This is a genomic window from Singulisphaera photorubra (assembly GCF_045290345.1).
GTDB lineage: Bacteria > Planctomycetota > Planctomycetia > Isosphaerales > Isosphaeraceae > Singulisphaera.
The window spans coordinates 3,874,274-3,899,042 of the sequence record NZ_CP155447.1 but is presented as its reverse complement, the minus strand read 5'-3'; the positions used below and the strand labels follow the sequence as shown (position 1 = coordinate 3,899,042).

Genomic DNA, 24,769 nt, shown 5'->3' with positions numbered 1-24,769 from the left:
CGAGCGTCTGGGGATGCTCCAGTGTCGTTACCCTGCTCGAGTCGCTTCAAGCTCGAGGGGGGTGGACTCGGAAGCCAGCTCGAGTTCGTCGCGACGGCCCGCGAGGTAGCGTTCGAGCTTTCGGAGCGCCTTGTATTTCTCGTCGCTGACGCGGGCCACGGGGAGCCCCATCTTTTCGCCGATCTCGGGCACGGTCCAGCCGCGAGTCCATAGTTCGACGATCTGGTCCTGGCGGGCACTGAGCACGGCCTGACGCGCTGCCTCGAGAATTTCGCCGAGTTCTTGGCGATTGCGTTCACGCTGATCGAGATCCGGGCCCGGCGTAAGTCGATCGTTCAGGGGTTGATAGCGTTTCGAACGCTGAACGCGCTTGCGAACCATGTCAATCGCCCGGACCAACTCACGACGCTCGGCGGTATCGTCGGCCAAAACGAGATTGAGGTCGAGCTGGCCGGCCCGCGCCTTGCCGAGGAGCCGGCAGCAAACCTCCTGGGTGCAATCTTCCCAGAGGCCAGGGTCAAGCCGGGCATTTCTCCAGCAGACTGTGCAATAGCGCTGAATGTCCTGGACCAGGTCCGTCTCGGAGGCGTGCGCGGTCAGGGCGGCCAAACCAATGACCAGCGCCATGGCTGTCGGGCCGGCTCGAAGGGCACGGGCCCCCTTCGAGGGGGCGGCTGATTCGTGTGGCATCACCATTCGCTCCGCCAAGAGTTTCCGAGCAAGCTCGACGAGGTCCTAAACCCGCCCGAAGCGACCAACGCGTAGAACGGACGGCTGGCCTTGAGAAAATCGCCCGAGGCGGACGAAATCACAACGAGAGGGCCCCCATCCTAGCGATCAACGTCGCGACGGGCTAACGACCGAGGTCGTTGCGGATAGACAATATGCCAGCCGCGAGTCTTCGCCAGTTGATACAGCTTTCGGTGTGGATGAACCACGACCGCGGTGCCGACGCGTTGTAACAACGCTCGGTCACTCCAATTATCCGCATAAGCCACCGAATCGTCCATCGAAATCCCGTGATCCTCCGCCCATCGCTCCGCCCAATAGAGCTTTCCTTCTCCGTAACATGGTGGACCAGAGCCAATTCCGACAAGCCGACCGCGTTCGATGACAACCGGCGTGGTGATCGTATCCGTGCACCCGAGATAGAGGCTCAACGGTTCGATCACAATCCCAGGCGAGGAAGAAACCAGAACCACGGCGGTTCCCGACCGGCGCAATGCGTTCAGGTGCTCGACCACTCCCTCGTAGAGCCGAGGGCGGACAAACTCGACAAAGTTATCGTAAGCGATCCGTTCCAGCTCGACGACCGGGATCCGCGCGATGCTCTTCAACCCGAACGCGATCAACTTGCCGTAGTCGAGCCGGCCAAACCGGTGCTGAAGGCCGTGGAATACGGCCCGCAGAACGAACGACCGTTTGATCAGCCCCCGGCGACGGAGAATCCGGGCGAAGAGCAACGTGGTGGTGTGCGCAAGCAAGGTCCCGTCCACGTCGACAAACGCGGCGGCGGGAGGTCGATCGAACGTCGGCCAGCTCACGAAGCGCCTCCCGAAGTCACCCAACGTCCGATCCGGTCGGCGAGGGCACGCGAGGTCGCCGAATCGACCGACTCGGCGATGACCCTGACAATCGGCTCGGTGTTACTTGATCGGACATGGACCCACCGATCGGACCAGTCGAGCCGCAGACCATCGCGCCGGTCGGCCTTGGCCTCGGGATGGGCCGCCGTGATCTTATCCCAGAGTGCGGCGATCCCCTCGGCACTTCCGTCCTGGGCGAGTGGGTACTGATCCTTCACCATCGCATATTTCGGGAGCGCGTCAACCAGGCGGGAGAGTGGCTCCCCGGTCTCGGCAAGCAAGTCGAGCACGACAGCCATGGCGACGAAGCTGTCGCGAACGAAGCCGACCCGAGGGTCGATCACGCCGCCATTCCCCTCTCCGCCCAATACAGCACCCTCCGCGCGCATTCGCTCAACCACGTGGATCTCACCGACTGGAGTGCGGTGGACCGGGCAGCCGTAGCGTGCGGCCAGGTCTTCACTCACGCGTGAGGTCGAGAGGTTCAGAACCAAGGGACCGCGGACCTGAGCCAGTCGCCGCGAGACTGCCAGCGCGAGGGTCAACTCTTCGCCGATGTAGCGACCCGACTCGTCGACCAGGGCAAGACGATCGGCGTCAGGGTCCTGCGCGAACCCGACGACCGCGCCGGTGGCGGGCACAATCGCGGAGAACGCCTGCAGATTCGCCTCGGTCGGCTCGGGAGGATGGTCGTAGCGGCCATCAGGGAGGGCCCCGAGGACGACCGCCTTGCAGCCCAACGAGCGGAGGAGTAGCGCCCCCAGACGGCCCCCTGCCCCGTGGCAGGCGTCGAGCACCACCGTAAACTTGCGGCGACGGATAGCGTCAACGTCGACGATATTGAGCACATGCTTTAGATGCGACTGATCGGGATCATCGAGCGAGCGAACCCGCCCGAGCGCATCCCAGGCGGCCCAACCAAATGCACGGCGGTGGAGGCGATCGAGAACGTCGCGGCCCTGGGCCGCGCTCAGGACCATCCCCTCGGGCTGAAAAAACTTGAGGCCGTTATATTTGGACGGATTGTGCGACGCCGAGATTTGAATTCCACCGGCCGCCGCCTGGTCGCGCACGAGTCGGCCGATCGTCGGCGTCGCCGTGGGCCCCACCAGCAAGGCATCACGACCCGTGGCAGTCACCGCGGCCAGCACGGCCGAGGTAAAGACCTGGGCCGAGACACGCCCATCGTGACCGACTACAATCGGCCCCAATGCGCAACTCGACGCATAGGCGGCCGCGAACTCGACCACAACCGTTGGGTCGAGCCCGTCACCGACCACGCCCCGCAACCCCGACACACTTGCAATCCGAGTCCCGCCCACGTGGTGCCTCGTTTCCTTCCGAAACCTCGCGCTATAATCTCCTGACCCAAGTTAGAAATCTCCCGCCCAGGGAGCAAGACCATTGCTCACTCCCAACGCCAATCAGAGACGGTTCACAACGATCCCGTGGCACCGCCGGATCAAACGGCACGAAGTCCAACCTCTTACAACCTCAAGGGTTCCCTAGCCAAGGAAAGTTGATTCAGACCAACGATCAGGAGCGAAACGCCACCTCGCTCTCCACATCAATGCTCTCGCCGTAAATCTTGAACATCACGGTTGGGATGACGGGGACCTCCCCTAAAATGCAGCTCGTGGCACGCGGTATGCTCTAATCATTAAACCGATTCGCTTTCACCTCGGCCCGACTGAACTCGCGGAGATGCGATCGTGACGGGTTGAACAGGCCCGGCGCGGGAGCCCACAGCCGGCGCATTGGATCGTCTGGGGTCTCGAAAATGCAGGTGACGAAACGGACTGGAGCGTCGCCTTTCCTGAGGAGAGGTCTGTCGCGGGCGACTCGCCTCAAACATAGAAATGATCCCGACGTCTCGGAAATAGGTTCATGAAGACCTCCTGGTTCCTCGAACTGGATCGCGGCCGATCGTCGTACCTCCTCCTGGTCGCTCTGGTAGGGTTGGGGTTGGCCGCCGGTATTCTGTACCATATTGGATTGATCGGCTGGGTCTTACAGGTCCTTGGCACCGTGGTGAGGGGGAGTATCCGCAAAGGCTTTCGGCTCTGGGAGCAGTTGCTGGCCTGGGCGACCTGGCCCTGGTTCCTGGCTCTCGCCTTAGGGTTCCTCGTCGCGGGAGGTGTTGCCGGCGACTCGCTGCCGGGCCTCAGGATCGCGTGCGGGCTGACCCCACTCTTCATGGGAACCATCGCCTGCCTCGCCTACATGTTTATTGATATTGAACGATACGAGGTCGAGCGAGGCCATAAGGCGATCCATAACCCGCTGAAGGGCCAGGCGCCGGCGACCTACCTGGCGTGCTACGGCCAGCAGGTCCGAGTCCCTCTCTTGATCGCCGCCACTGTCGCGATCATCGGCGGCTTCGCCCTGCTCAACCAGGGCCTCTACGACCTCGTCGGCAAGCGCTGGTACGCGGTGGGGGACGGGGCAGACACACCGAATTATCTTGATTTCCTTGCATACGCCATCACGAAGCTTCTCGGCCTGCTTGATGTTCTGGATCTGGCCAAGTCGCGCCACTGGCTGCGGGCCGAGTTTATCATGCCGGCCGCGTGGCCAGCCTCGACTCTGCTGGCCGGGTTCAAGGCGTTCTTTAGCCTGGTATTGCTCCAACAGGTCTTCGCTTCCCTACGGCAAGGAAAGTTGCTGGCGGAGACGATCACCGACTTCTGGAGTCCGCACGGGCCCATTCATGAGCGGGCGCGGAATGCGCTGGCCCAGTTCGGAGGCGGGGCAATCGGTCCGCTGCTGGTCTCGCTACGTTCGGTCCCGTCGCTGACGAAAGAGCAGCGCGACCAATTGCCGCTGGTGCTGGCGACGATTGGACCCTCGACCATTCCGGCCCTTGTCCGTCATCTGCACGATCCGCAGGAGCACGTTCGGGCCGTCGCCGTAGCCGCACTCGGACTGCTCAACGCTGGGGACACACTCCCTCTGCTGGCTGCTCTCAGCCAGGACCCCAGCGCTTTGGTCCGGCAGAGCGTGGCCGAAGCGTTGGGGACTCTCGGCACCGCTCGGGCGAAATCAACGGTCGGAGCGCGAGTGCGCGATCGTCGTCGCTGGTTGAGGGGTCGAGCCTTGGCCTCGTGGTTGGCCCGGAGACGGCGGGCGACGCCGACTCCACCGCCCCGCGACCCGGTCGAGCTCGCGGTGGAAACGCTGGAATCCGCATTGACTGACGACTCGGCGGCGGTGCGAACCCAGGCCGTGCGGGGGCTGGGCCGGATCGGGACGCCCGCCGCAAACGTGGTCCCCGGGCTGATCCGCTTATTGAAGGATGCGGACGAGTCGGTTCGCTGCGAGGCAGCCGAGGCCTTGGGCTTGGTCGGTGGATCCGAGAAGGTCACGGTGCCCGCGCTGATTGAGTTGTTGGAAGACGCCAGCAGTCCGGTCAAGGCCGCGGCGGCACGGGCGCTCGGGTCATTGAACAAGCTTGCCAGCCCCGCGGTCCCATCACTCGTCCCGCTGCTTCAGGACCGTGATGAGTTGGTGCGCACGGCGGCAGCCGAGGCCATCGCCCGGGTCGGGCCGCTGAACGAGGCCGCCACCGAGACTCTGGCGGAAGGGTTGGAGAGCCCGGACACCGTCGTGCGGGCCCAGACGGCCGAGGCCCTGGGAACCATCGGCGCTGCCGCCGAGGAAACCGCTCCGGCCCTGATCGAGGCGATGGAAGATGAGAACGACGGAGTACGGGCCAAGGCTGTGGAAGCACTGGGCAAAATCGGGGAATCGGCCGCGGAGGCCGCAGTCCCCGGCCTGGTGCGAGCATTGAATGATCAGGACAACCTCGTCAGTGCCCTGGCGGCGGAAGCGCTGGGCCAGATGGGTGACTCGAACCACGACGTGGTCACCGCCCTGATCCACTCCCTGGGGCATCTCAATCCGCAAGTGCGCGGCAATGCGGCCGAGGCGTTAGGCAACCTCGGCAAGGCCGCGGCCGGCGCACGAAAGGCCCTCGAATGGGCGGCTCTGGACGAGGACGGCGAGGTGCGCAGCCAGTCGCTCCGCGCCATGGGCGCGATCGGCGCCCCAACCTCATCCACGGCCCAGATCGTCCTGGCGGGACTCGGAGACCCCGACCCCTTGGTCCGTGCCGCCGCCGTGGAGTCGGTCGGTCTGTGGGGCGACCCGAGTGAATCCGTGGTGAGCAAGCTCATCCCCCTTCTCGACGACGCAAACGACGACGTGAAACTCGAGGCAATCACCGTGCTCCCCAAGCTGGCCGGCGCGACCCCCGAGGTGATCGCGGGGTTATGCCGACGGTTGCTCGAGGATGACAGCACGGCGGTTCAAGCCCGCGCCGCCCAGGCGCTGGGCCGCCTCGGCCACGAAGCCGCGACCGCCGGCGAGGCCTTGCTCCAAGCCGCCCGGACCGGCGAAGTCAGCGTCCGCGAAAAGGCAATCCGGGCGATCACGCTGATCCAACCTCCCGAGTCAGTCGACGCTTTCGCCGCAGGCCTCAGGGATGCTTGCGGCGACATCCGGATCGTGGCCTCGGCGGGATGGATGAGAGCGGCAGCCATCCCCGAACAGGCGATCCCCGACCTGATCGAGGCACTCAGTGACCCGGAGTCACAAGTCCGAGCGAACGCCGCGCACGCCCTCGGCCGGCTCGAAACCTTGCCCTCAGACGCAATTCCCCTGTTGATCGAGCAGACGACCGATGCTGACGAGGGTGTGCGATTGAACGCCGCCACCGCACTCAAGCTGACTCCAGTCGACCTAGTCGGTGAGGTCATGCAGAATTTGCTTACCGATCCAAACTCTCGCATTCGCTTGATCGCCGCCGGCTCCCTCCGTGCCGCGGAGATGAACGACCCGCAAGTGGAACTCGCCGTGGTGGAGGCCCTGAACGATCCGGCCCCCCGGATCCGCAAGGCCGCCCTGGAACTGATGGAATCGTTCGATCCGGGAGACGGGCGGTTGCTCGAAGCCTTGGTGGAGCGTGAAAGCCAAGAGGAGGTCTCCGAATTACGGAATGTCGTAACCCGAATCATCGACCGCCTCAAAAAGCAGACCGAGGTCCAAGCTCTGGCGCTGGCTCCCGCTACACAATCACAGGGGCTCGAGAAAGATAGTCTTGATAAGACCGCGGTGCCGGAGGCTTGCTAATGCAACAGCAAACACATCACCGTTAACCAAAACGTTTATTTTAACTCACTGGTATCCCGCAAACGTACCAGAAGTGTCCCTCCGTCTGCGATGCGTTATCAATACGGGGATATCGCGACACGGAGATCGTCTCTGGAGTGGCCGGAAAACCTATAACGGATAGCTTTGCAATCCCGATTAACAGCCGATTCCTCACTAAGGGCCTGGAACGAAATAAGTGCTACTTCTTGGTCATCTGTCTCGTCACCGTGGGCCTGATTGTGTAATTCCACTCGCCGTGGAACTCGTGTCGCTCCAACAGGACTCTCCGCATGTCCAACCGGGCTTCGACTTCCAAGCCTGTTGCGGTCCTCGTCGCGGCGATTAAATCAACGACCACTTTATGGCTCACCAGCGGCCTACCCTGCCAGTTCATCGTGATGTGCGAGAATCAGCGGTGCTCGATCTTGTTCCACTTGCTCGTCCGCGGCGGGAAGTTGCAGACGGTGATCTCCAGACCCGACTCGTTGGCAAACGCCTGGAGTTCCACCTTCCAAATCCGGACCCGATACCCATTGCTCCCGCCCCCGTCGGCGCAGATCAGCAGGTGACCGACATCCGGAGAGATCTCCTCCCCCATCCCGGACCACCACTGGCGGATGCCCTCGACGGCGAAGCTGGCCGTGTCGTGGTCGGCGCCGACGTTGACCCAGCTCAGGTCCCACCCAAGGTCGTAGACGCCGTAGGGGATCGCCTTGCCGGCGCCGGCGTCAGGGAAATCGTGGACTCGCACCTCCTCGGGGTACCCCTTGGGCTAACACTCCCGGCCGCCATTCTTGAAATCGCCAACCAGTTCCTTCTTCTTGGTGTCCACGGAGATGACGGGCCAACCGGCCGCGAGGTAGCGACCACTGGTCTCGCTGATGTAGCGGAACTGGGCGTCGCGGTCAGGGCTCCGCTTTCCCTCGCGCGTCTTGGCGTTTGCCTGGAGGCTGTAGCCGAGGTGGTGTAGCAACTCGCCGGCGACGCGGTGGCTAACGGCGAACCCTCGCCCAGCCAGGGCCTCGGCCAGTTGACGGGTGCTCTTGCAGGTCCACCGCAGAGGGGACATGGGATCGCCCCGCGTCTCGGGGGCGAACAACTCCGGGACTTTCTCACCGCCGATGCCAGGACCAGTGGACAGCGCGGACACTTTGGGCGGCCAAGGCAGCCCGAGGAGCCGAAGCAAGGCTCTGCCGGAAAAGGACTTCTGCGCCACCTACTGCCTACGCGACCACTACTGAAACTGTCCGCGCTTATCCACCCTCGCTGAGAAAGTCCCACAACTCCTCCAGCGCGGCGAGGATCGCCGGGTTCTTGTCGCGGAACTTCTTGCGACCGCCACCGGGCCGCCGGACTCAACCAGTGGGGAGAGGCGGAGCATCGAGCTGCTCCAATGCCCGCCTGATCGCCGTATGGGAAATGCCCGAGGCCCGGCTCACGCGACGGATGCCGCCATAGCCGAGCGACCGGGCCTCGGCAGCGGCCAAAAGTCGCCGCTGCCTCTCCTTGAGGTTCGGCAGGATCGAGGCGAACTTGCGTTGCAATTCCGAATCGTCGTGCATCGGGTCATTATGTACAACGACGAGAAGTTATAGCAATTATTTCGTTCCACGCTCTTTAAGATCGAACAAGGGCGACGTTTCGACAGCCAGATTCGCCAATCTATCAGAATGACTCAGTCCAAGGTGACTGGACGAAGTCTTCCCCATTTCCAACTCTGGCCAATATACATAGCTTGATTCTGTTGGGCGAGGTGTTGGTCACAGGTTGCTCGATAAGTAGGGCCAGATCGTTGGCATCGCCAAGGCGCCTGGGCGACCCCAAACAGGCGAGGTCGCACCTGGCTTTGGCAACTTAAGGTCCGCACAGTCTCGCTCGATGTCGAATGGATTTGCCGGTGTCGGGAGTTCATCCAAATCAGGGACGCGGCCGAGAAGGTGTACCGGAGCTAGGGGATGCGGTGTTCCACCTTGACCACCTGAGCACGCTTCGCAATAGTATGGGCAAGATGAATCACATTGCTTCATGGAAGATACCATGCCCACACGAGTCCTTGCCTACATCTGGTTAATGTCCTTAGTTGCTATGTTACCGACCGGATGGGGGACCGATTGCCAGGCCGCTAATTTGTTTACAGTTATTGATTTAGGTTCCTTAGATGCGGAGTCGGTCGAGGCAGCCAGGGCTCTCCATCCGCCGCTTGGCCTGTCCTTGACCGAGATCGACAGGGCTGCACTGCCTTCGGTGCAGGGGTTGCAGGGTTCGGGGGTAAACATAAGACCGGTAACGTTCCAGATGCAGTCCAGGCAAAACACGAACTCAGGGTTCGTGCTCGGAACCGTGCCCGGTGGTGGCGATCTGGCAAATCCATTTAATAGTCTAACATTTGGATACACAAAAAAGCAGCATGACGACACATTTGGCCCGTTTGTTTCTCTGACCTACCAAGACCCATCCTCCGACCCAATGCATAGCGGAATTATCGGGTTTGCTTCCCTCGACGCCAGCGGAAATGTTTTGATCACTAACGGACAAGGACAGAGGTTAATTGATCTAAACACCGGAATATCGACCGATTTGACCACGCTTCTTCCACAAGGAACCCTCAAACACGACGGCTTCTCCAGCGTTATTCACCACGGCACGATCTCCGCGGACGGGACGATCTTTGCACAGGTCGTGGCGACCAACGGCCGCTTCCCTGACGGTAAGGACATGCATACCCTGATGCTGTCACCGGCCGTCTCGACTCCCGAGCCTACAACACTGGTGAGTTTCGGCATGATTGTTATTTGCTTAGCGGCCGCTCGACATCGGTCAAGGGTTTGATGAGGCCGAGTGGCCGATAGGCCGAGTGGCCAGGCACCTCCGAAGGGGTGGGTTGGGTAATCCTGGCAAAAAGTCGATTCCTCACTGAAATCGAGAAGGCCATCGATGGACATGCACCCAAGCAGGGAAAACCAGGAGGCCTGAGTAAACTGCCAAGACTCGGGGACAGATTTGCAGTTCCACCAAATCCCCCCAAACCTCCCAATCGAAGCGATAGCCACTGATGGCTCACCTGACGTTCCCTCGAGGTACAGTCGGTGGCCATGTACCTAAAGCAGGTAAACCAGGAGGCTTGACTAAGCTGCCAAGGCTGGCGGACAGGTTTGTAGTTTTGCTAAATTCCTCAAATCTCCCAATTGAAGTGCATGGCCATTGATGGTTCTCATCTCAAGAAAATCCGAGCAAATGGTGCAAGCATCGCTGAAACAGAACGAACTTGGAACGATGGGATGAAGTTGATTGACCAGAGAGGTCGAGCATTCCCTGGGAACGGCCCCGTCGTAAACGAGTTCTTTGGAGTAGTAACCGGTGGGTGGCGAGTCTACACTGGGCGACAACCTAATCAAGGTGTCAATACGATCGCGATAGCATTCGGTAGCCAAACAGAAGACATTAGGATTGGAGCGAGCCTTAATATTCGACCACATCCATTGATTTCGGGACAATTCCTTCTGTTTAATTTCAAATCGATATTATGACAAGGAGTGTATCGTGTGGATTATCTGAATATTGAAGAAGCTTACTCCTACATGGACACGCGAACGGAAGACCTGGAGATTGGTGCCACGGGTTCTGTTCATCTTGGATTCATGGACTTTGTCGCTCGCGATACTGGAGCGGGTCTCCTCATTGGTGATACTCCACTTGATATGCTTCTTCTGTTTCGCTCCTCCGTAACCGCCTTTCATAACACGCCGATCGAACCAGCGGGACCTCCCCTACTGACAGCCGGTCGAATCGTGAACAAGGAACAGGCCGACCAACTATTGGCGTCGCTACCAAAAGACCGAATTTGCCATCGCGGTAGGCGATTCGTGGACGCTGTTGTAATGCTGGCCAACGACTCGCCCTGCGATCAAGACATATTATTCCTCTTAACTCTTTTCCTGAAAACGATCAGGCGATGCACTCCCGAGATTATTGAGACAGGCGAATTCGCAAGACTGAGCCGCCGGTTCGAAGATCCCAACAACTGGTAAGCCGCACGGCAGCAACCCGCCCCCATCGAAATATGACATCCGACCAAATCGCGGTCGTCAAAAACACCCTTTCAGCTGTCGCGGGCTACCTTGCGCTCAAGCGGGCTGCTTCTGCGCCTACCGCCCAAACCATTCTTGTGGCCGCCCTCAACTCCACCGGCCACGCTTCGGTGTGGGTTGACGGCAGCCTCAGCGACCAGGGGCGACGGGAAGTCCTGGAGGCTATCGTCACCGAGGGGAAAGGGTGGTTTCGGGCATCGGCTGAGACGTTGCTCGACGACATTACCCCAAAGGCTCTGCTCGGTGCAGCCAAGGACAAGGTCTCTGGATTCTTCAATCGGGCTGGCAAATATGTCCGTGAACTGTTCACCGCTGGCGTCCTAGCTGTTACCGGCCCAGGCCCAGCCAACCAGACCGAAGCGATAATCCAGGAGACCGCGAAGCAGGTCGCGACGCAGCGTGAGTATCTTGCGAACTTCCAGCAACAGATTGTCGCTGAGGCTCGCCCGCTCAACGAAACTTTTGTCGCTCGCGCTGAGATGTACGAGTCGCAGTCGGTGGCCATGCACCCAAATTGGACAAACCAGGAGGCTTGAGCAGGCTGCCGAGACTCGAGGACACGTTTGCAGTTTCGCCAAATCCCCCAGATTTCCCATTTGAAGTACATGGCCACCGATGGTCATCCCTGCTACGAGCCCGATACTCGCCGTAGGTAATGTCGAGGACGACGATCTGCTTGTAGGCGATGGTCCGGACCTGGCGGTTGTGGATGGCCTTGCGTCGCCCTAGCTTGCCGCACATCGGGCAAGGGGCTTTGCGGGGGGCGCAATCGACGGGTATGGTGCGAACTTGAGGGCCGATGGACTCCATAGCCTGCATGCTCCTGTGGGCCGGTTAAGCACCCACAAGCACGAAGGCTTTATCTGCACCCGTCAAGAGCCGCCCGGGTGGCGATCCATGAAAATCGACGAAGCGATCCAAGAATTGAGGAGGCGAAACCATCCTCCGCCCCTCCCGGTCCGCTTGCCGACGCCAGGCGAAGTGGAAACGGCCGAGCAACGACTCGGCGTCCAGTTCCACCCGGACTTCCTTCGCTACCTCATGGAAGCCAGTGATATCAGCTACAGCATCTTCGAGCCGGTCACTATCACACGTGCCGAGTCGCACACCGATCTGCTTAGGGTCGCTGAGAAGGCTTGGGGCAGGTTCGACGTCCCCCGCGATCTCCTGCCAATCTGCGAGCACAACGCCGACTTCTACTGCATGAATCCGGCAGGAGAAATCGTCTTTTACTCTCACAATGGCTGGCCGTCCACGAAGTGGCCGAGCCTCGCCGATTGGATCGAGGACGTCTGGCTGGAAGACTTCGCCTAATCTTGAGCCAGGCAGAGATTGTTCTTCTGTCCGTCAGTCCAGGCAAAGACTTGTCAGGCCATCAATGGACATGCACCCAAATAGGGCAAACCAAGAGACTTGAGGGTACAGTCAATGGCCATGCACCCAAACTGGGCAAATCAGGAGGCTTGGCCAAGCCACCAAGACTACCGGAAAGGTTTGTAGTTTTGCTAAATTCCTCAAATTTCCCAATTGAAGTGCATGGCCACTGATGGGCTTGGAAGCGATGAAACGAAGGAGGGTGGATTGCGATTCTCGTCTCAAAACATGCCCGACATCGAGAACGCCTCGGACGCCCTCATCGAACGAGCCTTTGATGGCAAAGCGATGGGGAATTTTGCTCTACCTTTGGAAATCGGACGATGTTTTCATCCAAGCCAGTTGTCGTGCGCCCTCGAATTGCGTGCCTCCCGATGATCCGCTTCTTGCGAACTTCCAGCAACAGATTGTCGCTGAGGCTCGCCCGCTCAACGAAACTTTTGTCGCTCGCGCTGAGATGTACGAGTCGCAGTCGGTGGCCATGCACCCAAATTGGACAAACCAGGAGGCTTGAGCAGGCTGCCGAGACTCGAGGACACGTTTGCAGTTTCGCCAAATCCCCCAGATTTCCCATTTGAAGTGCATGGCCACCGATGGTCCGGGCGTTTGGTTGCCCGGCTGGCCGAACTTAGCCTGGAGTTCGGGGTTGTCAGGCATGGGGAACGAAGTGCCGTCGACCAACCAGGTGCGGTGGCCGCGCAAGAGTCCTCGGGTTTGGTGTCAGGGACCAACCCCTTGAGCAGATTCCGGAGTACAGTTTGGAAGACTGCCAAGAGCAAGACGCCACGATCCGACAGGCTATCGCCCGGCTCGACCGGATAGCCGTGGAGCTGGTGAGGGTCAAGGGCGCGCTGACCGAACAGCAAATGGCAGGCGGGCCAGTCGGTGGCCATACACCTAAATTGGGTAAACCAGGAGACTTGGCCAAGCACTAAGACTACCGGACAGGTTTACAGTTTTGCTAAATTCCTCAGATTTCCCAATTGAAGTGCATGGCTACTGATGGTCCCTGATGGTCCGCCTGAAGTTCCCCCGAAGGAATTTTGGATACTACTTGGGCAATTCCCGCAGGGTTACCCAGGCAAGCTTCGCTAACCAACAGGAAAGAATAATCATGCGAAATTGCGGCATTGTGTTAATCAGCTTGTGGCTTCGACTTGGTTGCGGCTTCGCGCATGCTGACGAGATTCAGGGACCTAACCAATTAGTGGGTCATCGGGGGGGAGTGAAATGCTTGGCTTTTTCCCTTGATGGTCAACTTCTGGCTTCGGGCGATGGGGCCGCCGAGGTTAAGGTCTGGAATGCAAAATCGAGGAAACACATTGCGGATTTAACCTTAGAGCCATCAATTCAAGACGACAACTCTGCTGATTCTCTTGATTTTTCCCGCGACGGTAGGTTCTTGGCCGTGGGATACTTGGATTCAAAGGTGAGGCTGTGGGACTTTGGGGCAAAAACGGTCAAACATGTCCTCAAAGGGCATAAGTCCTGGATCCATTCCGTAAAATATACCCGAGATGGGAAGACCTTGGCGTCTGCGAGCGGCGATGAGACCGTCAGGCTTTGGAATGCGTCCACGGGAGAATTCCGAGAGAGGCTGGAAGATTGTCAGGGCGGAGCCCGTGCGCTCACTTTTTCTCATGACGGATCGTGGCTCGGTGCTGGCTGCTTTGAAGGCACGATCAAGTTGTGGCAACTCAAGGAACCGAAAAAGAGCTTCCAGTTGAATGGTCGACAAGGGGCGGTCTTTAGCCTTGATTTTTCGCCCGATTGTGCCACCCTCGCGTCTGGAGGAGCGGACGGGATTGTCGATCTCTGGGACCTGGCAAAATCTCAGGTCCGAACTCGGTTGATCGGTCATAAGACGACTGCCAGCTTCGACGGCAGCCAAGTGCGACAGAAGGGATTTGTTTGGTGTGTGGCATACTCTCCTGATGGAAAAATCTTGGCGTCCGGCGCCGAGTATATGACGATCATCCTCTGGGATGCCGCGACGGGACGTTTACTTAAAACGCTTACAGGGCACAAAAATCGCGTAAAATCGCTGGCGTTCTCGCCCGATGGGAAGTTGCTGGCGTCTGGAAGCGATGATACGACTGTTAAGCTCTGGGAAATCTCGAAGGTTCTGCCGTAAATGGGATTTCAAAGACAGCCATGGGGGAAACCGTCAAAACGAGGACAGGCGGACTGGGTAGGAAGTGGCCCCGTCCCGGCCAGGAATACTGGCGGTTTGTCCAGATCCTGGAAACGAACTGCGGGCCGATGGACCATTTCTGTCGATGCAGACCACGCTCGCCACACTGGGAAAATTCAAAGTGGGCATTCCTGAATGGCATGAAGCCAACGGTAAGGCGAAGCGGTTGTAGAGGTTGAGAAAAGAAGGGCCTCCTGGCACGATGGAGTTGCTTAACGACAGCAACGTGCACAAGAGGCCCTCTGATGCATCACCGGATTGATACCATTGTCACGCAGATTCGACAAGACATTGCCCTCCACCTCGCCCCCGAATCCATCTTCGAGGCCTGTCGCTCCGTGGGGCATACCTGGCGGCAATGCGTGCTCACTCCACCCGCGATTCTCCACTGGTTTGTGATCCAGGTCATCCATGGCAACACCGCCCTGACCCACATCTCGCTGTTCAGCGGTCGCAGCTTTACCGCCACGGCCTACTGTCAGGCGCGTCGTTTCTTGCCCTTGGTGGTCTTCCAGACCGTACTCCGCAACCTGCTCAAGGGGTTGGTTCCGGACACCCAAACCCAAGGCCTGTGGCGCGGCCACCGCACCTGGCTGGTCGATGGTTCGTCGTTCTCCATGCCCGACACTCCGGAGCTCCAGGCCAAGTTCGGTCAGCCCGGCAATCAGTCGCCCGGATGTGGGTTTCCCGTCGCCAAGATCCTGGCGTTGTTCCACGCCGGCACCGGCCTCCTTCTGGATGTCGTCGCAGCGCCGTTACGGACTCACGACATGTCGCAGGTGGGTGGAATCCATCCGACGCTGCAAGCGGACGACATCATGGTCGTTGACCGAGGTCTCAGTTCCTATGCTCATGTTGCGATGTTAAGCCGACGGCTTGTTCACGCGGTATTTCGCATGCATCAGCGTCAGATCGTCGACTTCACGCCGGGGCGTCCGCACTTTCATCTCGGTGAAAAAAACACCCAGAAGGGGCTCCCCCGATCGCGTTGGCTGCGAGGGCTTGGGATGCTCGATCAAGTCGTCGAATGGTTCAAACCCGTGGATGCTCCTGAGTGGATGACGGCGGAGGAATACGCGGCGTTGCCGGACACGTTGGTGGTCCGCGAATTGCGATATGATGTGGGCCGTCCGGGGTTCCGGACGAAGTCTGTGACGCTGGTGACGACGCTCCTGGACGCCGAGCTTTACCCGCTGGAGGCGCTAGCAAAACTCTATGGAATGAGATGGCGAGTTGAGCTGAATCTGCGTCACTTGAAGCAGACTATGAAAATGGATGTATTGAAATGCATGACTACGGAAGGCGTCCTCAAGGAATTGGCAGTTTATGCAATTCTTTACAATTTGGCATGTCTAGTGATGATGGAGGCGGCGAAACGGCAAAAGGTGGCGGTGGAGCGGATCAGCTTTATCGACGCACTGCGTTGGTTGATGCAGGCGGAACCGGGAGACGAATTGCCAGAGTTAATCGTCAATCCTGATCGCCCCGATCGCGTCGAACCCCGCGTGAAGAAGCGAAGGCCGAAGCAGTACCCGTTGATGAAAAAGCCACGAGCGGAACTTCGTAACGACCTTATGGGCCAAGGAGTTATTTCTTAGGTTCATGCCATTCGGGCATTCCTGTATTCTGACGTAACTGCCGTTGGTGGCCATGCACCCAAATTGGGCAAACCAGGAGACTTGGCTAAGCCACCAAGACTACCGGAAAGGTTTGTAGTTTCGCTAAATACCTCAGATTCCCCAATTGAAGTGCGTGGCCACTGATGGGCCCGGAAGCGATGAAACGAAGGAGGGTGGATTGCGATTCTCGTCTCAAAAAATGCCCGACATCGACAACGCCTCGGACGCCCTCATCGAACGAGCCTTTGATGGCAAAGCGATGGGGAATTTTGCTCACCTTTGGAAATCGGACGATGTTTTCATCCAAGCCAGTTGTCGTGCGCCCTCGAATTGCGTGCCTCCCGATGATCCGCTTGTCAAGGAAATAGGGGAATTTATCCAGAGGACAGGCTCGGAGCCTTGGACGTTAGAACATGTAGATGGGGTAGCAAGAAAGGAATACCGGGTTGAGGACGACTTGACTCTAGAGCAAGTCAAGACCGCCTTCCTTGAATACCTGCGCAGTGACGGCGAGTGGCGTCAAGATCATGCTTGGGTGGAGATGGACACACGGAATAATCCATTTCCCAACCCGATGCCTGATACAGCATTTGAACTAATTGAGGCGATCCCGAACGACGCCCTCAGGAATGACCACCTGCCGTCCCCGGACGCCGCTGGGACGGAGGTCTGGCGGCTCGCCAATACGTTCAACGGGTTCAAGCACTGGGGCTCGTTCGAGCAGTGCGAAGAGATCGCCAACCAGATACGGGACTCGACCTTGACTGAATTGCGAACCTGTCTGTTCTATGAGTGCCGCCGCTGGCACTACTATGGCGAACTGCCCGATAAGCACGAATCGCCGTATATCAGGGGCCTGGTGGAGAAGATCAGGGAGATGGTCGTCGCCGGACGGGTCGAATGACGCCGGACAAGGGAACGGCGGAAACCTCGATTAGGAGGGACGTCGGGGCATCAGAGGCTCTGACAAAACCTCAGGCGAAGCCCGACAAACTCGGCATCCAGACAAGAATTGTCAGAGCTTCCTTGGATATCGCAATTGGTGGCCATGCACCCAAACAGGGAAAATCAGGAGACTTGAGGAAGTTGCTAAGACTCGAGGACAGATTAATAGATTCACCAAATCTCCCAATGGAAGCACATAGCTACTGATGGTTGCTCCTTGAGGCGATTCTCTGGACGTTCGCGTCGAGGCCGGGCGTGGAGCCGACGAACAATGCGGCCGAGCGGGCCGTTCGTCACGCGGTCGGCTGGCGGAAATCGAGCTACGGTATCGACAGCGAACGGGGCATTCGGTTGGTGGAACGGATTTTAACCGTCGTTGCCAGTTGCCGATCCCAGGGCCGCGGCGTGTTAGAATTTCTCACGCAAGCCATCAGGGCCCACCAGAATCGCTCCCGAAAGCCATCGATCCTGGATGATGGGGCGTGAACGGTTACCCTGGAACAACTTGCAATAAACTGCGGTTTCCAGATTTCCGTCGAATCGCGAAGGATTGGAAAAACGAGAGCATGGCCAAGGCACGCACGCCCGACTCCATTCGCCAATTCGTCGAGCAACAGAAGACCCTACCGGTCGAAAACCTCGGGGAGAACCAGGCCTTTCCATACGTCAGCTACTGGTATCGAGCCGTTGCCTGCATCCTCCTGTCGGGGCAAGTTCAGGCCAAGAGCGACGGTGCACCCAACATGACCGACGTGAACCGGGTCGGCAAGGAAGCGAACTTCAACCAGTACCTCACCGAGCGGATTGGAAAGCTCCTGATCGCCATGGATGTGGTCCAGCACGATCGCCCGAATCAGTTCAAGCCGGGACCGAACCTCACCACGTTTTGGGATAAGGACCCCACACGGTTCCCGGTGATCATTCGTGAAGGCGTCCTTCGACTCGCCCACTACCAGAGAAACCAACGCTTCTGGTATTCCAAAGGCGACAAGGAATCGTATCTGATCGAGTTCCTAACCCTCTTCTTCTCAACATTCCAAGGGTTAGCGCTGGTCGAATCCGAGGTTGGCCAGGTCTTCCACGCCTTTTCCCTACTGCCCGAGGTCGACTTGATCCAGGCGGGTCAAACACTCGGACTCGCGCTCGATGAGGTCAAGCTCGCAGAGTGGCGGCGATGGCTCGACCCCAAGGGCCAGAAGGCCTTGATCACCGCCCTCAATATGGACGAGTGGGCCTATGGCGCTCATGCCAAGAAGTCTGACTGGTATTTCGCCAGCCCGCTTGGCCTGGCAATGCTGGAACTTGGGCCACGGCTCCCTACACCTGAACTCGCTACAGAGTTGCGTGTGCAGTCCGATCTCTCCGTCTTCGCGGGAGCGGGTTTGGCCTGGGAGCAGCTCGTGACCTTGTTCCGCTACAGCACTATCAAACGAATCGATCAGGTCTTTGAATTCCGGCTCGACCGCAAGAGGATCGCCAGCTCATCCGCATCAAGCCAACCGGGGAAGGAGCTGCGGGACGTCTTCCCTGATGTGGTCGCTTTACCTTCGACGGTCGCGGATCTGCTGGGCACGAAGCCGAGAGCGGGCGGCAAGCTCGGCATCCGCTGGTGCAGCGCCTTGATCAAGCCTGAGAACGCCGAGACACTGGCGGCAATCCATGATCACCCGCGTCTGAAGGGCTACCTTGAACCAGGAGCCCCGCCCAGCTACCTCTTGTTGAAAAGCCGATCTGATCCACACAATTTCATTCTCCGATGCCGAGATCTTGGCTTCGAGGTGACTTCAATGTAGGCCGGCGCCACGGCAAGCGCAAGTCCGTGGGCCATTTCGAGAAGTCGGCGCAAGCTTTAACACCCCCTTGAGAGCACACTCGATGTCTGCCGCTTCCAGGCCGGGCGCGCCTCCAGACCACGTCAAGCACGTCCGGCGCTCAGACTCCGCCCTCGGTTCTGGCTTCCGAAGATCGTCAACCTCAACCACGCAACCAATAACCACATGAACGCAAACAGAACTAAAACTCTATTAGACTCTCCAGTGGACTGAATGGGGACGGCCGCTTTGGCTTGCACGTGGAGGGACTCGTGACTTTGCAAGCGCCTTGGCGACTTCCTTCTTGGGAGAATCCAAATATCATATCCATATATTCCGACTAACTCTGTGCAATCTTCATAAAATCATCCATGAGATTCTTTGTGACGCCCCATTTCACCCAGTTAACGGCAATATCGACGAATGCCCCCCATTGTTCGCTCCTGGAATCGTGCTTGCGTCCCCGGAAGGACCAGGCCTAAAATCGCTATGTCCCCCTTTTCCGGCTCCTCGAGCCACTTGTGTTCCGTACTTCCGCGTCCTGAAAAGGGCAAACAAGCCAATGATTGTTGATACAAAGGTTTTTTCGAGTCTGGTGATTTTGTGTGCCGTCAGTCTTGGCCATGCCGCGGCGTCAGAGCTGCAGTGGAAAGACGCGACGTCGCTTGAGATCGAAGGAAAGGGTTGGGCGAAAACCGCCGGTCCGTTCGATCGGCTGCCGGATTCCGCTAAGCTCAAGGTCAATGAAGTCGCCCGGGCCCAAAGTACGGATAGCGCCGGCATCGGCATTCGTTTTGTGACGGATGCTCCCTCGGTCAGCGTGCGATGGTCGCTGAGGAAAGGCGGGCTGGCGATGCCGCACATGCCCGCGACCGGATGCAGCGGCCTGGATCTTTATGCCCGCGTCGCCTCGGGTGAGTGGCGGTTTGTCGGGAACTGTAGGCCGGACAAGCAGGAAGGCAATCTCTCGACGATTGAGTTTGCCGACGGCGGTAAGGCGAAGCGCGAGTGCCTGCTGTACCTCCCTCTGTACAACGGCACCACGTCTCTGGAAATCGGGGTGCCGCCGGGAAGTCATCTGGATAAGCCCCCCGCGCGTCCCGAAGCCTTGCGCAAGCCGATCGTGGTCTATGGGACATCCATCACCCAAGGCGGGTGCGCGTCGCGACCGGGGATGGTCTGGACGTCCATTCTGGGCCGGATGCTCGACCGGCCCGTGATCAACCTGGGGTTTTCCGCCTCCGGTGATATGGCCGCGCCCGTGGGCGAAGTCTTGGCCGAGCTGGATCCGGCGGTTTATCTCATCGACTGCGCGTGGAACATGGGGGCACCGCAGGACGTGTACTTTGACCGCACCACTCAACTCGTGCAGACCCTTCGGAAAACGCATCCGGTCACGCCGATTCTTTTCATCGGGCAGTCGCTGATCCGACCGGAGGCTCATCCCACGGACCTCACCCAGAGGCAGGAAGTCGCGGTGCAACGCCTGCAAAAGGAGGGTGTCGAGGGACTGATCATGATCGGCGGGACGGACCTCATCGGTGACGATGGCGAAGGGACCGTCGACGGGGTTCACTACAATGACATCGGGATGCAGCGCCAGGCTCAGTACCTGTTTCCGATCGTCAGCAAGGTCTTGAGCGAGCCGACGACGAGTGCGTCGGCGAAGCCACGCGTCTACATCGACACCGACATGGCGGCCGAGGTCGATGACCCGTACGCCGTGTTTCGCGCACTGGTCGCGCCGGAGTTGAACGTCGTCGGCCTGTCCGCAATGGGTTGGGACGGTCCGCATGACTTCGTGACCAACACGCACGCGAGTCAGAAGATGAACGAGGAAGTCCTCGCGATCCTGAAACTGTCGGATCGGGTGTCGCATCCAATCGGTTCGCTGCACGCGATGAAGGACGCGACCACGCCGGTCGAGTCACCCGCGGCGCGGGACATCATTGCCAAGGCGAAAGAAACGCCGGCCGGTCAAAAGCTTCACCTGTTTACGCTCGGGGCATACACGACGGTGGCCTCCGCGCTGATGATTGACCCAAGCATCAAGGACAAGCTCGCGGTCTATGTCATGGGATATCTCTACAAGGACGGGCGGCTAATACCGGATGAGTCCAACACGAGGGGTGACCTGCATGCCGCGGGCCATCTCCTCAAGTGCGGTGTTGAACTTCACGTCATGCCGAACACAACGCTCCGCAAATTCCAGTGGTCCAAGGCCGAGATGGATTCTCATTTCAAAGGCCGGCCCGGGGTCCCCGATTACCTCATCAAGCGGTGGGAATCTTACGCCCCGAACGATGCCCAGCGCACCGTCTGGGATATCGCCGTGTTCGAGGCCTACCTGCGTCCGAAATTAGCGACCCAGACGCAGATCGTTCAGGATGGCGTGAAGATTCATGTCTGGACGGCCGCGGATATTCCAGGCATGAAGGCCGACTACTGGGCGGCGACGAAGTCAGAATGATCCGAGTTATCAAATATTTCAGCTTATATCCACCGAAATGACATGCGAGTTCTGCGGGGAGACCTGGCCATGCGGAGAGACCTGGCCAGGCACCTTCGACCCGGTAAGACGGGAGGCCTTGCGGAGAGACCTGGCCAGGCACCTTCGACCCGGTAAGACGGGAGGCCTAATAGATCCACAAAATCATGCCATGTGGATTATCCGCATCACTATGGACAACCGATCACATCCTCCGTAGATTCGCCGGAACCGAGGAGGGTTCCACGATGTCTACCCCACGCTCGCAACTCGTCGACGAAGCCGTCACACCGTGGTATCACTGCATCTCACGTTGCGTCCGACGCGCCCGGCTCTGCGGCGACGACCGCGCCCACCGCAGGGACTGGATCATCGCGCGGCTACGTGAACTTGTCGAACTCTTTGCCATCCACTGCGGCGGATTTGCCGTTATGGACAATCACCTCCACCTGCTCCTCCGGCTCGATTCCGATCGAGCCCGAGCGTGGTCGGATGAGGAGGTCGCGCGCCGCTGGCTGACCTTGCACCCGCTCCGCGATCTCTCGGGACAGGCCTTGCCGATCGCCGAGGAACGGGTGCGCCAATGCGCCGCCGACGCTTCCTGGGTCGCCCGGACCCGCGCCAGGCTGGGAGACCTGGGCTGGTTCATGAAGAGCTTGAAGGAACCACTGGCTCGGCGGGCCAACCGCGAGGACGGCTGCACCGGAGCCTTCTGGGAGGGCCGGTTTCGCAGCGTCGCCGTGCTCGACGACGAAGCCCTCTTGGCCGTCGCCGCTTACATTGACCTGAACCCTGTTGCCGCCGGTATCGCCGAGACTCCCGAGATGGCGTCGCACACTTCGCTCCGCGCTCGGCTCGACCACGTTCGCGACCTGGGAGTCACGGCCACGCTCCGCGACGATCTCTCGACCCAATCCGATGACCCCATCCAGGAGGAAGGACTCTGGCTCGCTCCGGTCAACGACCGGCGCGAATCGTCACCCGGCCGCGTGGGCCTGGTCTCCGGCTTCACCTTGGCGTGCTACCTCCGTCTCGTCGACGCCGCCAGTCGACTGGAGCGGAACGGCAAGGAGTGCCTGGCGGCCGATACCGCATCCATCTTCGCCCGATTAGGCCTGGACCGCGAGGTCTGGCGGGAGAACTTCGAGAGTCTTCACCGCCGCTCTCGTCCTGCCTCGCGTCTGGTTCGTCCGCGTCCTTGCCCCAACACTTCGCGGCGTTTCCCATCGTTCCGCGTTTCATCTCCTTCTCACCCCACAATTCTGGCCACGGCCCGCTGAACTTCTTGCCGGTTCTCCTCACCAATCACCCGCCTCGAACCCACCCTTCCTCGCCGAAAACTTCTTGAGGCCGCCGGCACCCCGACGACATCTCACGTCCGCAAGGGGACCTGAACTGTGGTACGGGAGAAAGCCAGCCGGCCCGCACCCTAGTCCAACTTTTCGCAAACACATGATCATCATTACACTTTTAGACTCATAGAGGTCTTTGAGTAACAAGCCAACCGAAGCTACCCAGTTTCCCCGGCTTGAGTGCCTGGCTTCCTGGCTCCGCCTCTGGCTCCACCCCGGCTTGAGTGCCTGGCTTCCTGGCTCCGCGCGCCTGGCTCCGCGCGAGTAACAAGCCAACCGAAGCTACCCAGTTTCCCCGGCTTGAGTGCCTGGCTTCCTGGCTCCGCCTGGCTCCGCGGGCAATGGACAACCTGTCATGGCTCGAAATTTTGACCTGTTTTCGATGCTTAAATGGTCCGGAATTTGCATTTTCGCAAACCAATTCGGATTTTGGCCAACGCCTTCGGGAAGATTGATTCTATGCGCTTGCATCATCCCCGATCACGGAGGGTCCTGAGTGACCACGGCGGTTCTAGGCCAGTTCTTGTTTTTGTTTGAAATCGCCGTTGAGAATGGAGAAAGGGATCCAATGGAGTGCACACGATCTACGGCGCGACGCGTCGAGATGAAATATTTCCTTCTGACGATGATCTTGAGTCTGTCGGTCACGACAGGAGTTTGGGCTCAGATTCCCGGGTTATCCGCGACCCCGAAGCCTGCTGCGACAGGCCCCGCGACGAAAGGTGAGGGACCGACCGCCGCACCGACCCCCGATAACCCTGAAGCGACGGTCGCCACGGCGGCCGGCTCAATCAGCGTGGAGAAACCTGTCGACCATGCCGTTCAGGAAACCCTGATCGAATTGCTGCCGAAGTATCCAGGAGTTCGCCTGGCCCAGGTGACAGTCAAGAACGGCGTGGTGACGCTTGAAGGGCAGGTTGAGGATGCCGAGGTTCGCGAAAACGTGACGCTGTTCACGAGGCGAGTCGAAGGCGTGCGCCTGGTCCTCAACCGAATGAAGACTGATGCCCAGGTTTTGACCGCTTCAGAACTGGCCGAGAAGGTGCTTAAGGACCTCTGGACGGCCGTGGCACGAGAGTGGCTGCTGGTCATCATTGCGCTCGTGATCGCCTTGGGCGGCTTCGTCGTGGGGCGGCTCTTCGGCCGTTATTCGGAAGTCTTACTCGCCCCGTTCATTAAGAATATACTGGTTCGATCCGTCGTTGGGTCGCTCTTGAGCTCATTCCTGATGCTCGGCGGAGTTCTGCTCGGTTTGAATGTACTCGAACTGACGCAGGCGGTGCTCTCGATCCTGGGACTGGCGGGTGTCGCCGGCCTGGCACTTGGCTTCGCATTTCGAGACATCGCCGAGAATTTCATCGCCTCGATCTTGTTGGGCATGCGCAGGCCGTTCCGGATTGGTGACTACGTCGAAGTCGCCAACAAGGCTGGGGTGGTGATGTCGCTCAACACGAGGGCGACGGTGTTGGTCACGCTTGAAGGTAAGCACATTCGGATTCCCAACAATATTATTTATAAGGAAATTTTAGTGAACTCGTCGGCCTCGCCAAGCTCGCGGGGCAATTTTGACGTGGTGATCCCGTACACAGTCTCAACCGCCACGGCGATTGATGCTATGACCAAGGCGTTGCGCGAGCAAGAAGGGGTTCTCTCCGACCCGCCAGCGAGTGCCTTGCTCGAAGCTCTGGAACCTGGTGGCGTTCGACTTCGCGCCTACTACTGGATGCCCGTTCGAGGGATTGATGGCAATAAATTGCAGAGCGACGTCAAGCTGAAGGTCAAGGTGGCCTTGCAGCAAGCGGGGATTACGCCTCCCCCGACCAACGTCATGCTCTCGGTGGGCGGACGCGTGCCAGTGGATGTCTTTGAGGCCAACGGCCAAACCAAGCCCGATTCCGTAGCCATCGCACCGGTCGTTACTGCCGAACAGGCGAAGGCCAACCTGAGACACGATACTCGCGCGGCGGAAAAGGCGGAACTTCGCCCCGAGGGAGAACATCAGACACCGATGGAGCATGCTCTCAGCCAGTCAGAACACATGAGCGAGGAAGGAACGAACCTGCTTCAGGAACACCACGCCGAAGCGCATTGAGCGCAGCCCAATGACCACTGACTGTAAATCGCCCGGAGCGAAGCAACCCGATGTTGGATTGACGCTGCT

General features: G+C 59.3%; 17 protein-coding genes and 2 pseudogenes. 14 read left to right on the top strand and 5 right to left on the bottom strand.

Annotation, left to right across the window (positions count from 1 at the left end; genetic code table 11):
* Positions 1-27: 27 nt before the first annotated feature.
* The 3 genes from V5E97_RS14950 to glmM all read right to left on the bottom strand — a co-directional run bounded on the left by V5E97_RS14950 (position 28) and on the right by glmM (position 2,908).
* Positions 28-690: a sigma-70 family RNA polymerase sigma factor gene (locus tag V5E97_RS14950; protein WP_406700113.1), complete on the bottom strand. Its 663-nt coding sequence runs from the start codon at positions 688-690 to the stop codon at positions 28-30.
* 140 nt (positions 691-830) lie between these two features.
* Positions 831-1,544 carry an HAD family hydrolase gene (locus tag V5E97_RS14945; RefSeq protein ID WP_406700112.1) on the bottom strand — a complete coding sequence of 238 codons (714 nt, stop codon included), beginning with the start codon at positions 1,542-1,544 and terminating at the stop codon, positions 831-833.
* Complete coding sequence (gene glmM / locus V5E97_RS14940; RefSeq protein WP_406700111.1) at positions 1,541-2,908, bottom strand: phosphoglucosamine mutase; 1,368 nt, start codon at positions 2,906-2,908, stop codon at positions 1,541-1,543. Before glmM ends, V5E97_RS14945 begins: the two co-directional genes overlap by 4 nt.
* Positions 2,909-3,473: 565 nt before the next feature.
* Here glmM and V5E97_RS14935 point away from each other — a divergent pair.
* The gene (locus V5E97_RS14935; protein ID WP_406700110.1) at positions 3,474-6,716 is read left to right on the top strand and encodes a HEAT repeat domain-containing protein; all 3,243 of its coding nucleotides are present in this window, start codon (positions 3,474-3,476) and stop codon (positions 6,714-6,716) included.
* Positions 6,717-6,936: 220 nt separating this feature from the next.
* On the opposite strand, the pseudogene V5E97_RS14930 reads toward V5E97_RS14935, so the two are convergent.
* Both V5E97_RS14930 and V5E97_RS14925 read right to left on the bottom strand, forming a co-directional pair.
* Positions 6,937-7,836 (bottom strand): annotated as a pseudogene (locus V5E97_RS14930) (ISAzo13 family transposase); the annotation flags it as partial.
* A gap of 256 nt (positions 7,837-8,092) precedes the next feature.
* The gene (locus V5E97_RS14925) at positions 8,093-8,299 is read right to left on the bottom strand and encodes a hypothetical protein (protein ID WP_406700109.1); all 207 of its coding nucleotides are present in this window, start codon (positions 8,297-8,299) and stop codon (positions 8,093-8,095) included.
* 475 nt (positions 8,300-8,774) lie between these two features.
* Between V5E97_RS14925 and V5E97_RS14920 the strand changes: the two genes are divergently transcribed.
* From V5E97_RS14920 to V5E97_RS14860, 13 genes and pseudogenes are all read left to right on the top strand, one after another.
* Positions 8,775-9,566: a hypothetical protein gene (locus tag V5E97_RS14920; RefSeq protein ID WP_406700108.1), complete on the top strand. Its 792-nt coding sequence runs from the start codon at positions 8,775-8,777 to the stop codon at positions 9,564-9,566.
* Between the two features lie 713 nt (positions 9,567-10,279).
* A complete protein-coding gene (locus tag V5E97_RS14915; RefSeq protein ID WP_406700107.1) occupies positions 10,280-10,765 on the top strand; it encodes a hypothetical protein in 486 nt (161 codons plus the stop codon).
* Positions 10,766-10,797: 32 nt separating this feature from the next.
* A complete protein-coding gene (locus tag V5E97_RS14910) occupies positions 10,798-11,361 on the top strand; it encodes a hypothetical protein (protein ID WP_406700106.1) in 564 nt (187 codons plus the stop codon).
* Positions 11,362-11,722: 361 nt separating this feature from the next.
* Positions 11,723-12,139, top strand: coding sequence for an SMI1/KNR4 family protein (locus V5E97_RS14905; RefSeq protein WP_406700105.1), 417 nt, complete (start codon positions 11,723-11,725; stop codon positions 12,137-12,139).
* A gap of 1,294 nt (positions 12,140-13,433) precedes the next feature.
* The gene (locus V5E97_RS14900; protein WP_406700104.1) at positions 13,434-14,333 is read left to right on the top strand and encodes a WD40 repeat domain-containing protein; all 900 of its coding nucleotides are present in this window, start codon (positions 13,434-13,436) and stop codon (positions 14,331-14,333) included.
* Between the two features lie 305 nt (positions 14,334-14,638).
* Positions 14,639-15,991 (top strand): IS4 family transposase, encoded by a 1,353-nt coding sequence (locus V5E97_RS14895; protein ID WP_406700103.1) that lies wholly within the window; start codon positions 14,639-14,641, stop codon positions 15,989-15,991.
* A gap of 199 nt (positions 15,992-16,190) precedes the next feature.
* Positions 16,191-16,916 (top strand): hypothetical protein, encoded by a 726-nt coding sequence (locus tag V5E97_RS14890; protein ID WP_406700102.1) that lies wholly within the window; start codon positions 16,191-16,193, stop codon positions 16,914-16,916.
* Positions 16,913-17,164, top strand: a complete 252-nt coding sequence (locus V5E97_RS14885; RefSeq protein ID WP_406700101.1) for a hypothetical protein — start codon at positions 16,913-16,915, stop codon at positions 17,162-17,164. The genes V5E97_RS14890 and V5E97_RS14885 overlap by 4 nt, the downstream gene beginning before the upstream one ends.
* Positions 17,165-17,167: 3 nt before the next feature.
* A pseudogene (locus tag V5E97_RS14880) lies at positions 17,168-17,443 on the top strand (IS66 family transposase); the annotation flags it as partial.
* 80 nt (positions 17,444-17,523) lie between these two features.
* On the top strand, positions 17,524-18,750 hold the full coding sequence (locus tag V5E97_RS14875) for a hypothetical protein (RefSeq protein ID WP_406700100.1): 1,227 nt from the start codon (positions 17,524-17,526) through the stop codon (positions 18,748-18,750).
* Positions 18,751-19,330: 580 nt separating this feature from the next.
* The gene (locus tag V5E97_RS14870) at positions 19,331-21,238 is read left to right on the top strand and encodes an SGNH/GDSL hydrolase family protein (RefSeq protein ID WP_406700099.1); all 1,908 of its coding nucleotides are present in this window, start codon (positions 19,331-19,333) and stop codon (positions 21,236-21,238) included.
* A gap of 266 nt (positions 21,239-21,504) precedes the next feature.
* Positions 21,505-22,536 carry a transposase gene (locus tag V5E97_RS14865; RefSeq protein ID WP_406700098.1) on the top strand — a complete coding sequence of 344 codons (1,032 nt, stop codon included), beginning with the start codon at positions 21,505-21,507 and terminating at the stop codon, positions 22,534-22,536.
* A 676-nt stretch (positions 22,537-23,212) separates the two neighbouring features.
* Positions 23,213-24,700: a mechanosensitive ion channel family protein gene (locus V5E97_RS14860; RefSeq protein WP_406700097.1), complete on the top strand. Its 1,488-nt coding sequence runs from the start codon at positions 23,213-23,215 to the stop codon at positions 24,698-24,700.
* Positions 24,701-24,769 lie beyond the last annotated feature (69 nt).

What these genes read in the sequence shown, in the direction of transcription:
- V5E97_RS14950 (WP_406700113.1), bottom strand. Translation starts at nt 690, where the DNA reads ATGCCACACGAATCAGCCGCCCCCTCGAAGGGGGCCCGTGCCCTTCGA.
- V5E97_RS14935 (WP_406700110.1), top strand. Translation starts at nt 3,474, where the DNA reads ATGAAGACCTCCTGGTTCCTCGAACTGGATCGCGGCCGATCGTCGTAC.
- V5E97_RS14925 (WP_406700109.1), bottom strand. Translation starts at nt 8,299, where the DNA reads ATGCACGACGATTCGGAATTGCAACGCAAGTTCGCCTCGATCCTGCCG.
- V5E97_RS14920 (WP_406700108.1), top strand. Translation starts at nt 8,775, where the DNA reads ATGCCCACACGAGTCCTTGCCTACATCTGGTTAATGTCCTTAGTTGCT.
- V5E97_RS14910 (WP_406700106.1), top strand. Translation starts at nt 10,798, where the DNA reads ATGACATCCGACCAAATCGCGGTCGTCAAAAACACCCTTTCAGCTGTC.
- V5E97_RS14905 (WP_406700105.1), top strand. Translation starts at nt 11,723, where the DNA reads ATGAAAATCGACGAAGCGATCCAAGAATTGAGGAGGCGAAACCATCCT.
- V5E97_RS14895 (WP_406700103.1), top strand. Translation starts at nt 14,639, where the DNA reads ATGCATCACCGGATTGATACCATTGTCACGCAGATTCGACAAGACATT.
- V5E97_RS14885 (WP_406700101.1), top strand. Translation starts at nt 16,913, where the DNA reads ATGACGCCGGACAAGGGAACGGCGGAAACCTCGATTAGGAGGGACGTC.
- V5E97_RS14875 (WP_406700100.1), top strand. Translation starts at nt 17,524, where the DNA reads ATGGCCAAGGCACGCACGCCCGACTCCATTCGCCAATTCGTCGAGCAA.
- V5E97_RS14870 (WP_406700099.1), top strand. Translation starts at nt 19,331, where the DNA reads ATGATTGTTGATACAAAGGTTTTTTCGAGTCTGGTGATTTTGTGTGCC.
- V5E97_RS14865 (WP_406700098.1), top strand. Translation starts at nt 21,505, where the DNA reads ATGTCTACCCCACGCTCGCAACTCGTCGACGAAGCCGTCACACCGTGG.
- V5E97_RS14860 (WP_406700097.1), top strand. Translation starts at nt 23,213, where the DNA reads ATGAAATATTTCCTTCTGACGATGATCTTGAGTCTGTCGGTCACGACA.